The 12,516-nt window shown below is 65.6% G+C and carries 15 protein-coding genes; 2 read left to right on the plus strand and 13 right to left on the minus strand.

The window, feature by feature from the left end; translation table 11 throughout:
* Positions 1–43 precede the first annotated feature (43 nt).
* Complete coding sequence (locus CIT39_RS30985) at positions 44–775, plus strand: SDR family NAD(P)-dependent oxidoreductase (RefSeq protein WP_094977054.1); 732 nt, start codon at positions 44–46, stop codon at positions 773–775.
* 140 nt (positions 776–915) lie between these two features.
* Here the strand turns inward: CIT39_RS30985 and CIT39_RS30990 are convergent, their stop codons facing one another.
* The 9 genes from CIT39_RS30990 to phnG are packed head-to-tail and all read right to left on the minus strand — an operon-like array spanning position 916 to position 7,889.
* Positions 916–1,527: a pyridoxamine 5'-phosphate oxidase family protein gene (locus tag CIT39_RS30990; RefSeq protein WP_094976507.1), complete on the minus strand. Its 612-nt coding sequence runs from the start codon at positions 1,525–1,527 to the stop codon at positions 916–918.
* A gap of 28 nt (positions 1,528–1,555) precedes the next feature.
* A complete protein-coding gene (phnN, locus tag CIT39_RS30995; protein ID WP_094976506.1) occupies positions 1,556–2,146 on the minus strand; it encodes a phosphonate metabolism protein/1,5-bisphosphokinase (PRPP-forming) PhnN in 591 nt (196 codons plus the stop codon).
* Complete coding sequence (locus CIT39_RS31000) at positions 2,143–3,300, minus strand: alpha-D-ribose 1-methylphosphonate 5-triphosphate diphosphatase (protein ID WP_094977053.1); 1,158 nt, start codon at positions 3,298–3,300, stop codon at positions 2,143–2,145. The genes phnN and CIT39_RS31000 overlap by 4 nt, the downstream gene beginning before the upstream one ends.
* An 11-nt stretch (positions 3,301–3,311) precedes the next feature.
* Entirely contained in the window at positions 3,312–4,010 is a 699-nt protein-coding gene (gene phnL, locus CIT39_RS31005; RefSeq protein WP_162308772.1) for a phosphonate C-P lyase system protein PhnL, read from the minus strand.
* A gap of 22 nt (positions 4,011–4,032) precedes the next feature.
* The gene (gene phnK, locus CIT39_RS31010; RefSeq protein ID WP_094976504.1) at positions 4,033–4,824 is read right to left on the minus strand and encodes a phosphonate C-P lyase system protein PhnK; all 792 of its coding nucleotides are present in this window, start codon (positions 4,822–4,824) and stop codon (positions 4,033–4,035) included.
* Positions 4,817–5,707, minus strand: a complete 891-nt coding sequence (locus tag CIT39_RS31015; RefSeq protein ID WP_094976503.1) for an alpha-D-ribose 1-methylphosphonate 5-phosphate C-P-lyase PhnJ — start codon at positions 5,705–5,707, stop codon at positions 4,817–4,819. Before CIT39_RS31015 ends, phnK begins: the two co-directional genes overlap by 8 nt.
* Positions 5,704–6,807, minus strand: coding sequence for a carbon-phosphorus lyase complex subunit (locus CIT39_RS31020; RefSeq protein ID WP_094976502.1), 1,104 nt, complete (start codon positions 6,805–6,807; stop codon positions 5,704–5,706). The genes CIT39_RS31015 and CIT39_RS31020 overlap by 4 nt, the downstream gene beginning before the upstream one ends.
* Positions 6,808–6,811: 4 nt before the next feature.
* A complete protein-coding gene (gene phnH / locus CIT39_RS31025) occupies positions 6,812–7,420 on the minus strand; it encodes a phosphonate C-P lyase system protein PhnH (RefSeq protein WP_162308773.1) in 609 nt (202 codons plus the stop codon).
* Positions 7,421–7,424: 4 nt separating this feature from the next.
* On the minus strand, positions 7,425–7,889 hold the full coding sequence (gene phnG, locus CIT39_RS31030; protein ID WP_162308774.1) for a phosphonate C-P lyase system protein PhnG: 465 nt from the start codon (positions 7,887–7,889) through the stop codon (positions 7,425–7,427).
* Between the two features lie 118 nt (positions 7,890–8,007).
* Here phnG and phnF point away from each other — a divergent pair, with 118 nt between their 5' ends.
* The gene (gene phnF / locus CIT39_RS31035) at positions 8,008–8,739 is read left to right on the plus strand and encodes a phosphonate metabolism transcriptional regulator PhnF (protein WP_094976499.1); all 732 of its coding nucleotides are present in this window, start codon (positions 8,008–8,010) and stop codon (positions 8,737–8,739) included.
* A gap of 125 nt (positions 8,740–8,864) precedes the next feature.
* On the opposite strand, the gene phnE (CIT39_RS31040) is transcribed toward phnF, so the two are convergent.
* From phnE (CIT39_RS31040) to phnC, 4 genes are all read right to left on the minus strand, one after another.
* Positions 8,865–9,680, minus strand: a complete 816-nt coding sequence (phnE, locus tag CIT39_RS31040) for a phosphonate ABC transporter, permease protein PhnE (protein ID WP_414645259.1) — start codon at positions 9,678–9,680, stop codon at positions 8,865–8,867.
* Between the two features lie 29 nt (positions 9,681–9,709).
* Entirely contained in the window at positions 9,710–10,594 is an 885-nt protein-coding gene (gene phnE, locus CIT39_RS31045; RefSeq protein ID WP_094976497.1) for a phosphonate ABC transporter, permease protein PhnE, read from the minus strand.
* Between the two features lie 70 nt (positions 10,595–10,664).
* Complete coding sequence (gene phnD / locus CIT39_RS31050; protein ID WP_094976496.1) at positions 10,665–11,594, minus strand: phosphonate ABC transporter substrate-binding protein; 930 nt, start codon at positions 11,592–11,594, stop codon at positions 10,665–10,667.
* Between the two features lie 65 nt (positions 11,595–11,659).
* On the minus strand, positions 11,660–12,469 hold the full coding sequence (gene phnC, locus CIT39_RS31055) for a phosphonate ABC transporter ATP-binding protein (RefSeq protein ID WP_094976495.1): 810 nt from the start codon (positions 12,467–12,469) through the stop codon (positions 11,660–11,662).
* Between the last annotated feature and the right edge of the window lie 47 nt (positions 12,470–12,516).

Below are 12,516 nucleotides of genomic sequence, written 5' to 3' on the forward strand. Positions count from 1 at the left end.
CCATTCGACGATGCGGTCGTCGATGGATCAATCGGAGCTTCTCATGTCGGACAGTCTCAAAGGACGCACGGCGCTGGTCACCGGCGGCTCGCGCGGGATCGGCGCCGCCGTTTGTCTTGCGCTGGCCGAGGCCGGTTCCGCCGTGGCGATCAATTGCCGTGAACAGATCGGGCAGGCCGAGCAGCTGGCAGGCGAGATCGGCAAGCAGGGCGGCCGCGCCATCGTCGTCGCCGCCGACGTCTCGCAGCGCGATGCCGTGGCCGGAATGGTCGAGCGCGTGACAGGCGGGCTCGGGCCGATCGACATCCTCGTCAACAATGCCGGCATCGCCATCACGCGCGGCGTCGACGACCTCACCGAGGACGATTTCGACCGCACCATTCTGGTCAATCTGAAATCCGCGTTCCTGTGCACGCAGGCGGTGCTGCCGTCGATGCGCGCGCGAAAATGGGGTCGCATCGTCAACATCTCCTCCGGCGCTGCGCGCGGCGCCGGCTCGATCGGCCCGCACTACAATGCATCCAAGGCCGGCATGGAGGGCCTCACGCGCGGCTATGCGGCGCGCGTGGTGAAGGAAGGCATCACGGTCAACGCGGTCGCGCCGTCGCTGATCGAGACCGACATGATGAGAGGCCAGCCGCAACTCGTCAGCCGCATCCCGCTCGGCCGCTTCGGTACGGCAGAGGAAGTGGCGAAAGCGGTGATGCTGCTGGTCGACAATGCCTACATGACCGGGCAGACGATCGCGCTGAGCGGGGGCATGGCATTCAATTAGGAGGCGGAATACGAGCGAGCCGTGGGGTGGGCAAAGCGAAGCGTGCCCACGATCTGTGTGGAATCGGTGAGAATTCGTGGGCACGGCGCAAGTGCGCCTTTGCCCACCCTACGACTCCGGACTCGTGGAAAGTAAAACGTTCACCACATCGTCGCCGCCGCGCGCTCGGGCCAGATGCGATCGTATTCCGCGCCGCCGACCTTGTTGTCACTCATCTCGGCGAGGATCTGGCCGGGCGTCGGCAGCGTCCTGGGGTCGATGCGCTTGTCGGGATTCCAGAGATCGGAGCGGACGATAGCGCGGGCGCATTGGAAGTAGATTTCATCGACGATCATCACCATGACGCTGCGCGGCGCCTTGCCCTCGACCTTGAACGAGGCCAACAGCTCGGGATCGACCGAGAGATGGGCGCGGCCGTTGGCGCGAACCGCGTTGCCGGAGCCGGGAATCAGGAACATCAGCGACACCCTGGGATCGCGCACGATGTTGCGCAGGGAATCGACCCGGTTGTTGCCGCGGCGATCCGGCAGCATCAACGTCTTGGGATCATGGATCCTGACGAAGCCGGGCAAGTCCCCACGCGGCGAGCAGTCGATGCCTTCGGGTCCGATGGTGGCTAGCGCGGCGAACGGCGCCTTCTCGATGAAGATGCGATAAAGCGGGGTGACGTGGTCGGCGACTTTCACGGTCGAGGCGTCGTTGGTGGCGCCGTAGATCGCCTCCAGCTGTTCGATCGTTTCAATCACCGACATTCCGTTCTCCCTGCTGTGTTGGCTAATCCTACCAGCCTTCGTTCCTGATCACGCGCACCAGCTGGCGGGCGTGATACTCCGCGCTGCCGGCATTGAGGATGGTGACATTGGCCTGCGCCGACCTGTCGTCGACGCTGCGGGTGAGGCGTTCGGCGATGTTGCCGTCGCTTTGACGCGCCCTTGCGGCCAGCCGCGCGGCCAGCACATCCGGCGGCGCCGTGATCGCGACCACCACGACGTCAGCATAGGTCTGGCGCAGCGCGCCGATCACGGTGCGCGAAACGTTAGCGACGACCGTGCGGCCGGCGCGGATATCGTCGTTGATGTCGAGCGGCAGGGCATAGGAATGCCCGTGCGCGTCCCAATGCACGGCGAAATCGCCATGCTCGCAGGCGCGGCGGAATTCGTCGGGACCGAGCGCGACATTGTCTTCGTCGGCGGAGGATTCACGCGTCACGATTCGGCGCGGAAAGACAATGTCATGATCGTCAACGCAGGCCGCCTGCGCCAGCCGCAGCAGCGTGTCCTTGCCGGCGCCGCTGGGACCGACCACCAGCACGAGCCGGCCGGGACCGATCGCGCCGGCCTGCCCGTCCGCCATGGTCGCTGTCTCGCTCATGCGACGCGGCTTCCTTCGCGCCAGACGCTGCGGACCACGGGGACCTGGCCTGCGACATGCACGCGAATGAGGTCGGCGCGCTTGCCGATCGCGACCTCGCCGCGGTCGGTAAGGCCAACCGCCTCGGCGGGCGCCTTGGTCACGGTGCGGATTGCCGCGGGAAGGCCGATGGCGGGCACATGCTCGGGCAGTTGCAGCGCGCCCATCAGGAGGCTCGACGGAATGTAGTCCGACGACAGGATATCGAGCAGGCCTTCGCGGGCGAGATCGACCGCGGCGATGTTGCCGGAGTGCGAGCCGCCGCGCACCACGTTCGGCGCGCCCATCAGGATGTCGATGCCGGCCTCGTGCAGGCCGCGCGCGGCCTCCAGCGTGGTCGGGAACTCCGCCACCGAGACGCGGTCGCGCACGGCGTCGGCGACGTTTTCCTCGGTGGTGTCGTCATGGCTCGCCAGTGGAATATGATACGAATGCGCCAGAGACACGATCTCGCGCATGTTGGCCGCGGCATAGAGCTTCTGATATTCGAAGCGCTTTGCGAACAGCTCGTCGAGCTCGGCATCGGTCTTGCCGCCGCCCTTGCCCCGGTAATAGTCGCGCAGCTTGACCTCGTCGCGGAACTGGCGCTGGCCCGGCGTGTGGTCCATCAGCGACATCAGCCTGACGTCGGGACGGTCGATCAGTTCCTTCGCCTCCTCGACCACGCTCGGCATCGGGATTTCGCAGCGCAGATGCAGGAAGTGATCGGCGCGCAGCAGGCTGGCCTCGCGCGCGGTCGTGATCGCGGCGGCGAGCACGCCGGCGCGGCCGTCAACCTCCTCCGCGCCGTCCTCGCGCCAGACCCGGAGCGAGTCGAACACGGTGGTGATGCCCGACGTCGCAAGCTGCCCGTCATAGGAGATCACGGCGGCGACCGGATTCCAGAACACCTTCGGGCGCGGCACGTAATGGGCTTCGAGATGGTCGGTGTGGAGCTCGATCAGGCCCGGCATGATGAGGTCGCCGCCGGCATCCTCGGCGCCCGCCGGCGCCCTGCCCTCGCCGACCTCGGCGATGCGGCCATCCGCAAGAGCGAGCCAGCCCTGCTCGATCACCCGGTCGGCCAGCACAATCCTGGCGTTGGCGATCACAATGTCCTTCGGCTTGGCGTTCATTTCCATGTCCCTCAGGCCGCGGCGGCGAAGCTGGTGACGTCGACGATGCGGTCGGCAATCAGATGGCGGATTTCGTCGTCATGGACAATGGCGACCATGGCTGTGCCCTGGCGTTTCTTCTCGGCCACCAGCTCGACCACCACCGCACGGTTTGCGGCGTCGAGCGAAGCGGTCGGCTCGTCCAGCAGCAGGATCGGAAGGTCCGAGATGAAGCCGCGCGCGATGTTGACGCGCTGCTGCTCGCCGCCGGAGAAGGTCGCGGGCGGAAGCTGCCACAGACGCTCGGGGATGTTGAGGCGGTGCAGCAGCTCGCCGGCGCGGGCCTGCGCATCGGCGCGGGCCATGCCGTTCACGATCAGCGGCTCTGCGACGACGTCGATGGTGGCCACGCGCGGCACCGCGCGCAGGAACTGGCTGACATAGCCGATGGTGGAACGGCGGACGTTGAGCACCTGCCGCGGCTCGGCGCTGGCGAGATCGATCAGCGCGCCGCGATGGCGGATGCCGATGCGCCCGCTATCGCAGCGGTAATTGCCGAAGATCATCTTCAGGATCGACGATTTACCCGCGCCTGACGGGCCCGACAGCACGACGCATTCGCCCGCGTCGACGTGAAAGGTCACGCCGCTGACGACAGGCAATTCGATGCCGCCTTGCAGGTGCATCGTGAAGGTCTTGTTGGCGTTGGCGACGTCGATCATGGCGGTCATTGGGCGGCTCATCTGGAAAATCTCATGGCGGCAGAATCGAGGAGACGAGGAGCTGCGTATAGGGCTCGCGCGGATCGTCGAGCACCTGATCGGTGAGACCGGTTTCGATGACGCGGCCGCCCTTCATCACCATCACGCGGTGCGAGAGCAGCCGCGCGACTGCGAGGTCGTGGGTGACGATGATGACGGCGAGCTGCAGCTCGGCGACGAGGCTGCGCAGGAGATCGAGCAGGCGTGCCTGCACGGAGACGTCGAGGCCGCCGGTCGGCTCGTCCATGAACACCAGCCGCGGCTCGGTGACGAGGTTGCGCGCGATCTGGAGCCGCTGGCGCATGCCGCCGGAATAGGTCCGCGGCGCGTCGTCGATGCGGGCGGTGTCGATCTCGACGCGCGTGAGCCAGTCGGAGGCGGTCTCGCGGATCCGGCCATAGTGATTCCAGCCCACCGCCATCAGCCGTTCGCCGACATTGGCGCCGGCCGAGACCGCCATGCGCAGGCCCTGCGCGGGATCCTGATGCACGAAGCCCCAGTCGGTGCGGTACAGGAAGCGCCGCTCGGCTTCGCCGAGCGTCGCGAGATCGCGGGCGACGCCATCGCGCATCCGATAGGACACATGGCCGCCGCTGGCCGCGAGCTGGCCCGACAGCAGCTGCAACAGCGTCGACTTGCCCGAGCCGGATTCACCGACGATCGCCAGCACCTCGCCCGGATAGAGCGCGAAGGACACGTCGCGGCACGCGGCGATGCGACCGAAGGATTTGCTGAGGGAGGTCGCGACCAGCAGCGGCTCGTCGTTTTCAAGCAGATCAGCCATGTGAGCTCGCCTTCTCCTTGTACGGCGCGGCACTCTCGCTGCCGTGATGGCCGGCGGCCTGGCGGCCCTCGCAATAGTCGGTGTCCGAGCAGACGAACATGCGGCTACCCTTGTCGTCGGTGACGATCTCGTCGAGATAGGAATTCTCGGCTCCGCACAGCGCGCAGGGCGCGTTGAAACGATACGGCTCGAACGGGTGATCCTCGAAATCGAGCGACACCACTTTCGTGTAGGGCGGGATCGCATAGATGCGCTTCTCGCGGCCGGCGCCGAACAACTGCAGCGCCGGGCAATTGTCCATCTTGGGATTGTCGAATTTCGGCGTCGGCGATGGGTCCATCACGTAGCGCGCGTTCACCTTCACCGGGTAGGCGTAGGCGGTGGCGATATGGCCGAAGCGGGCGATGTCCTCGTAGAGCTTCACATGCATCAGGCCGTATTCGGCGAGCGCGTGCATGCGCCGCGTCTCGGTCTCACGCGGCTCGAGGAACCGCAGCGGCTCCGGGATCGGCACCTGATAGACCAGCACCTGGTTCGCGCTCAGCGCCGTCTCGGGGATGCGGTGACGGGTCTGGATCACGGTCGCATCTTCAGTCGCCGTGGTGGTGGCGACCCCGGCGGTCTTGGCGAAGAATTTGCGGATCGAGATCGCGTTGGTGGTGTCGTCGGAGCCCTGATCGATCACCTTCAGCACGTCGGCGGGCCCGAGGATCGCGGCGGTGACCTGCACGCCGCCGGTGCCCCAACCATAGGGCATCGGCATTTCGCGGCTGGCGAACGGTACCTGATAGCCGGGGATCGCGATCGCCTTCAGGATGGCGCGGCGAATCATCCGCTTGGTCTGCTCGTCGAGATAGGCGAAGTTGTAGGTAGGCGCGTTCATTCCGCGGCCTCCTTCATGGCGTCAGGCGCCTGGGCATCGGTGAATTCCTTGCGCAGCTTGCGAAGCAGGCCGAGCTCGGACTGGAAGTCGACGTAATGCGGCAGCTTCAGATGCTCGACGAAGCCGGTGGCCTGGACGTTGTCCGAATGCGACATCACGAATTCTTCATCCTGCGCCGGGGCCAGCGCCTCCTCGCCGAGCTCGCGGGCACGCAGGGCGCGATCGACCAGCGCCATCGACATGGTCTTGCGCTCGCTCTGCCCGAAGGCGAGGCCATAGCCGCGGGTGAAGCACGGCGCTTCCGTCGCCGATCCCTTGAACTGGTTGACCATCTGGCACTCGGTGAGCTCGATCGAGCCGAGGGGCACGGCGAAGCCGACGTCTTCCGCCAAGAACTCCACCTCGACCTCGCCAAAGCGTATCTCGCCGGCGAAGGGATGGTTGCGGCCGTAGCCGCGCTGGGTGGAATAGCCCATCGCGAGCAGAAAACCCTCGTCGCCGCGCGCGAGGTTTTGCAGCCGCAAGTCGCGATCCACCGGAAAATTCAGCGGCTCGCGAGTGAGATCGCCGACGCTGGCACCCTCTTCGGCCTGCGGCGAAGATTCGATCAGCCCGTCGCGGCCGAGAATGTCGGTCACGCGCGGCGTCGGCGCCGTCGACGCATCAACCGTTGCCGGCGCCTCCGGCACGAAGCCTTGCGCGAGCGCGGGATCGAGCAGGCGGTGGGTGTAATCGAAGGTCGGCCCGAGGATCTGGCCGCCCGGAATGTCCTTGAAGGTCGAGGACACCCGCCGCTGCACCCGCATCGCACCGGTGTCCACGGGCTCGCTCGCACCGAAACGGGGCAAGGTGGCGCGGAAGGCGCGAACCAGGAAGATCGCCTCGATCAGGTCGCCGCGCGCCTGCTTGATCGCCAGCGCCGCGAGCTCGCGGTCATAGAGCGAGCCTTCGCTCATGACGCGGTCCACCGCCAGCCCAAGCTGCTCCGAAATCTGGTCGAGCGTGACCTCCGGAACGTTTTGGTCGCCGCGCCGCTTGTCCGCGAGCAGGCGATGGGCGTTCTCGATGGCGCGTTCGCCGCCTTTGACTGCGACATACATGCTTCTAGCTTCCCTTGCTCGCGATGCGCGTGGTGCGTGGAATCGCGACCAATGCGTCATCGGCGACCAGCACCACATCGATGCCGCGCGGAAACAGCGCCTCGTTGACGTGCAGGCGCTCGAACAGATCGAACGGCTTGACCGACGCATTGAGCATCGCGACGCCGTCGATGCCAGGGCCGCGCAGCTCGAAACTGCGGCCTGCGTCGAGGCTGTCGACCTGCAGGATCAATGTGGTGGACCGGTCCGGATATTCGCTGGTGCCGAGCGCGAAGCGTTCGAGTTGCGGCAGCGCACCGCCGTCACTGATCAGCGCAAAACTCGCAATCGATGAATCCTGCACCACAGGCGCGCCGGTGTGGAATTTCAGCCATTTCACCAATTCCGGGCTCTCCGCCATCCGCGCGTCGAGCCAGAGCGGCGTGTCGTGATCGAACAGCGTCAGCGCGATCGCGGCGGTGCCGCGCATCATCGTATCAGGCGCTCCGGCCATCGGGACAATGCGCTGGACCGAGCCAGGCCGCGCCATCGCGTCCATCACCGAGCGAAAGGTCGATTGCGCCGACAGCACCTTGTCGGCGAAACCGGGCGGCAGTTCCGCAATCGTGGTCATGGCCTCACCCCTCACCGCGCACCATGGTGTAGAAATCAACCTTCGTCGCGGCGGTCTCCGCCGCCGCCTGCTTGCGGGCAGTCATAAGCTGCTCACGCAACGGCGCGATAACGTCCCGCTCCACCGCCGCGCCAAAATCCCGGGACTGTACCAGCGCGTCGCACAGCGCGATCAGCCGCGCCTTCTCACCGTCGCGCCCGAGCGTGTAGCCGAACCCGACCTCGCCGCTCGCCAGCCGCACCGCCGCGCGCGACACCGTCGCTTCGCCGAGATTGAACGGCGCGCCGTCGCCGCCGACCCTGCCGCGCAGCATGACGAGGCCGTTCTCCGGCGCGCGCAAATCCTGATGGGCCGGCAGGACGAAGTCGCGGAGGCGGGCGGCGATCTCGCCCGCCTCCGCGCGCGCCAGCACGGCCATGGCGGCCTGGCGCTGGGCTTGCTGGTTGTTGTGCTGGGTCACCTGATCCACCGAACTTTCCGACCGAACTTGCCGCATCAAAGTTGTCTATGATAATAGACAACTTCATAAGGGAGCGCCATGACTGTTTCGTGACAAAGCTGTGATTTCTGGAGTAGGTTGCCGCGACATGAGTATGCAGGACACCGCCTCCTCGGGCGTCGCGCTATGGCGCCTCGTTGCCGACGGCATCGAGCGCGGCATCGCCGACGGCCGTTTCGCGGCCGGCGACAAATTGCCGGGCGAGATGGAGATCGCCGAAACCTATCGGGTGAACCGCCACACCGTGCGGCGCGCGCTGGCAGCCCTTGCCGAGCGCGGCCTCGTGCGTGCCGAGCGCGGCAGCGGAACCTATGTCGAGGCGCAGAAGCTCGCCTATCCCCTGCGTTCGCGCACCCGATTCTCCGAGATTGTCGGCGCCGGCGGCCGCGAGCCGCGCGGGCAGTTGATCGAGGCGACCGACGATGTCGCGACCCGTGAGCTGGCGCGCGAGCTCGGCTTGAAGACCGGCGCGCCCCTGGTGCGAATCGAGGCGATCAGGCTGGCCGACCGCACGCCGATCTGCGTCTCCACCACCTGGCTGTCGGCGGAATTGTTTCCAGGTGCAGGCGCCGTGTTCGCGGCGACACGCTCGATGACGAAGCTGCTGGAACATTACGGCGTGGGCGACTATCGCCGCGGCGCGACGAGGATCACGGCCGGCATCGTCGACGCTACCGACGCGGCCCGGCTCGACCTGGCACTCGGACGCCCGATCCTGGTGGTCGACGCGACCGACCATGATCTCGAGGGCAAGCCGCTGATGACCAAGCATTCGCGGTTCGCGGCCGAGCGGGTGGAGTTTCTGGTGGAGAACGGGTGAACGAGCGACCACGCAGGGCTCGTAGGGTGGGAAAGGCGCACTTGCGCCGTGCCCACCATCTCTCCCCGATAGCCGAGTTGACGTGGTGGGCACGCTTCGCTTTGCCCACCCTACGGCAGCTGCAACTAAGCTACCGCCCTGCGCCCAATGATCGCAAAGCGCAGCTTGCCAGAGATGAAATCGATCGCGGCCACCGCGACCAGGATCATCAAGATCAGGAACGACACTTTCTGCCATTCCAGCACGCGGATCTGCTCGGCGAGCTGGAGGCCGATGCCGCCGGCGCCGACGATGCCGATGATGGTGGCCGAGCGGGTGTTCGATTCGATGAAATAAAGCACCTGGCCCGCGATCACCGGCAGCACCTGCGGCATCAGGCCGAAGCGGATCTCGTGCAGCGCGCTGCCGCCGGAAGCGCGGATGCCTTCGACCTGCTTCTGGTCGGCACCCTCGATCGCCTCGGAGAACAGCTTGCCGAAGGCGCCGAAATCCGACACCGCGATGGCGAGCACACCGGCGAACGGGCCGAGCCCGACGACGTTGATCCACACCAGCGCCCAGATCAGCGTGTCGACGCCGCGGATCGAATCCAGGAAGCGGCGGACCGGGAAACGCAGGATGACCGACGGCACCACGTTGCGCGCGGCAAACAGGCTGACCGGAAGCGCGAACAGCGCAGCCAGCGTAGTGCCGAGCAGCGCAATCGAGAGCGTCTCGCCCATCGCCTTCAGATATAGCGGCAGCGAGGAGCCGGGATCGGGCGGGATCATCATCATGCTGATCCAGCCGAGCTGGCTGAGGCCGTTGAAGAGCCGTGACGGCGAAAAATCGAGGTCGACGAGGCCATAGATGAAAATCGCGAACGCCGCGACGATCATTGCCGGCGTCGCGAGCCGCGCCGCAGCCGGCCGCTCGAACACATCGGGATAGCGCGCGCGCATCTGCGCGGCATCAACTTCGGGCGGCTTGCTCACGTTCGCGCCTCCTTGCCGAACAGTCGGCCGCGCACCCAGCCGGTCGTGATGTCGATCAGGAAGACCGTGACGATGATCGTCACGAGAATGGCACTGACATCGGAGTAGTAGAACTTGCGGATCGCGACGATGAGCTCCTGTCCGATACCGCCGGCACCGACGAAACCCATCACCGAGGCCTCGCGCACATTGATCTCGAAACGCAACAGCGCGTAGCTCGCGTAGCCCGCCGAGACCTGGGGCAGGATCGCAAAGCGCATGCAGGAGAGCCAGCTCGCGCCAGTCGATCGGATGCCTTCGACCGGCTTCATGTCGGCATTCTCGACGATCTCGGAAAACAGCTTTCCGAGCGCGCCTGTGGAGTGGATCGCAATCGCGAGCACGCCAGCCATCGGGCCGAGACCAAAGGCGATCACGAAGATCAGCGCGAATACGATGCCCGGCACGGTACGGGCGAACTCGAGCAGCCGCCGCACCAAGAAGCGCAGCCAGGGTCCCGGCGAAGTATTCTCGGCCGCGAAGAAATTGAGCGCGAACGCGAACACCGCTCCGATCAGCGTACCGACATAGCTGATCAGCAGGGTCTCGGCGAGCAGCTTCAGCCAATTGTGCCACCCCCAGAACCACTCGCCAAAATTGGTCCAGACCCGCTGGCCGTTGTCGAGCGTGAGAATACGGTCGAAATAGCTGACGAAATTGCCGAAGTAAGTGAAGAGGGTGCGCAGGTTAACTTCGGCGCCGATCGAGGCCACGATCAGCGCAGCAACAAACAGCCCTGCACCCGCCGTAAGCCGCAGGCGCTTGCGGGCAACCGCCTTGCGGTAGGCCACATTCAGCACCGCGAGCTGCTGTTCGGGGAGAATCGAAACGGCGAGCGTCATGTGTTGGGCGATCCATCAAGAAAAAGAGCCGGGTCCATCGACCCGGCTCCAGTGCATCGTCCTGACGTGATCAGGACGCCTTCTTGCGCAGATTGTCGACGAACTTAATCAGCTCGATGGTCTTGTTGTAATCGTCATTGGCGATCGGCTCCCACGGCTTGTTCTTGCCGTCGGAGAGCTTCTTGAACGCCTCGGGGTCCTTCTGCGCCGCCTCGAGGAAGGCCTTCTTGATCGCCGCCTTCATGTCGTCCGGGAGGTCGCTGAGGTAGGCGTAGGGCGAGTTGATGATGAGGTCGGACTTCACGATGATGCGGAAGTCTTCCTTCTTCATCACGGTGCCGTCGGCCGACTTCACCATGCCCTTCTTGAGCATGCGGGTCAGGTTGGAATCGTCGTCGGCATTCCACCAATTCGCGGCGACGTCGACCGTGCCCTGGGCCAGGGCCAGCACGGCATTCTCGTGGCTGCCGGTGAAGATGACCTTGGAGAAATAGGCGTCGGGATCGATGCCCATCTGGTTCAGCTTGAAACGCGGCATGTTGTTGCCTGAGGTCGAATTCGGATCGACCAGGCCGAGATTCTTGCCCTTGAGCTCTTCGACCTTCTGGTACGGCGACTTCGCCAGCACGTAGAACACCGAGTAATAGCCCTTCGAGCCGTCGGCGTTGACGTCGATCACAAAGGCGTCGGTTTTGACGCCGGTCAGGCGGGCACGCGAGAACGAGGCCGGGCCGTAATAGCCGATATGGATGTTGCCGGCGCGCTGGCCCTCGATGACGGCCGCGTAGTCGTTGGCGACACGCAGGGTCACCTTGATGCCGAGCTCCTTCGACAGATAGTTGACGAAAGGCCCGTAGCGCTCGGTGACGCCGGAGCCGTTCTCGGCCGGGATCACGGCGAAGGTGATCTCCGGATATTTCGTCTTCCAGTCTTCGGCGGAAGCGGATCCGGCAAAGGCAAGCGCGGCAGTGCCGGCAAGGACTAGTCTGCGAGTGATCATGGTTCCCTCTTCATCGGTTGGGGTCGGTTGACGCAAAACTGGCAACTAAGCAGATGAGGCGCCGCTCAGGCGGCGGCCGCCGTTCCAAGCGCTGGAATGCCCTCGGGCGCCGGTACAGGCGTGCCGCCCATGACGTCTGCGGCTTCGAGATCGTAAAGCTCGCGCGCGACATGGTCGGTCAGCGCCGACGGCGCGCCGTCGAACACCACGCGGCCCTGCGCCATGCCGATCAGGCGGTCGCAATAGCTGCGGGCGAGATCGAGCGAATGCAGGTTGCAAAGCACGGTGATGCCGAAATGCTTGTTGATGCGCAGCAGCGCATCCATCACGATTTTGGTGTTGCGCGGATCGAGCGAGGCGATCGGCTCGTCGGCGAGGATGATATCGGGCTGCTGTACCAGCGCACGGGCAATCGCGACGCGCTGCTGCTGGCCGCCGGAGAGCTGGTCGGCGCGCTGGGCCGCGAGCGAGGCGATGTCGAACTGTTCCAGCGCCGACATCGCCAGCGCCTTGTCCTGCTCCGGCCAGAGCTGCGACAGCGAGCGCCAGGCCGGCATCGTCGCAAGTCGTCCCATCAGGACGTTGGTGAGGACATCGAGCCGGCCGACCAGGTTGAACTGCTGGAAGATCATGGCCGAACGCGCCCGCCACTGCCGCAATTCCTTGCCGCGCAGCGCGGTGACGTCGATGCCGTCGAACAGGATGCGGCCCTGCGTCGGCGTCGCGAGACGATTGATGGTTCGCAGCAGCGTCGACTTGCCGGCGCCGGACCGTCCGATCACACCGACGAAGCCGCCGGGGGAGACTTGAAACGAGGCGTCGTCCACCGCGGCTTTCGCGCCGAAGCGACACGTCAGACCTTCCACCACCAGCATGCAGGGCTCCAGATTAACTGGGCCCACCGCTAACGCCGGCGCTTGAC

The organism is Bradyrhizobium symbiodeficiens, from assembly GCF_002266465.3.
Taxonomy (GTDB): Bacteria; Pseudomonadota; Alphaproteobacteria; order Rhizobiales; family Xanthobacteraceae; genus Bradyrhizobium; species Bradyrhizobium symbiodeficiens.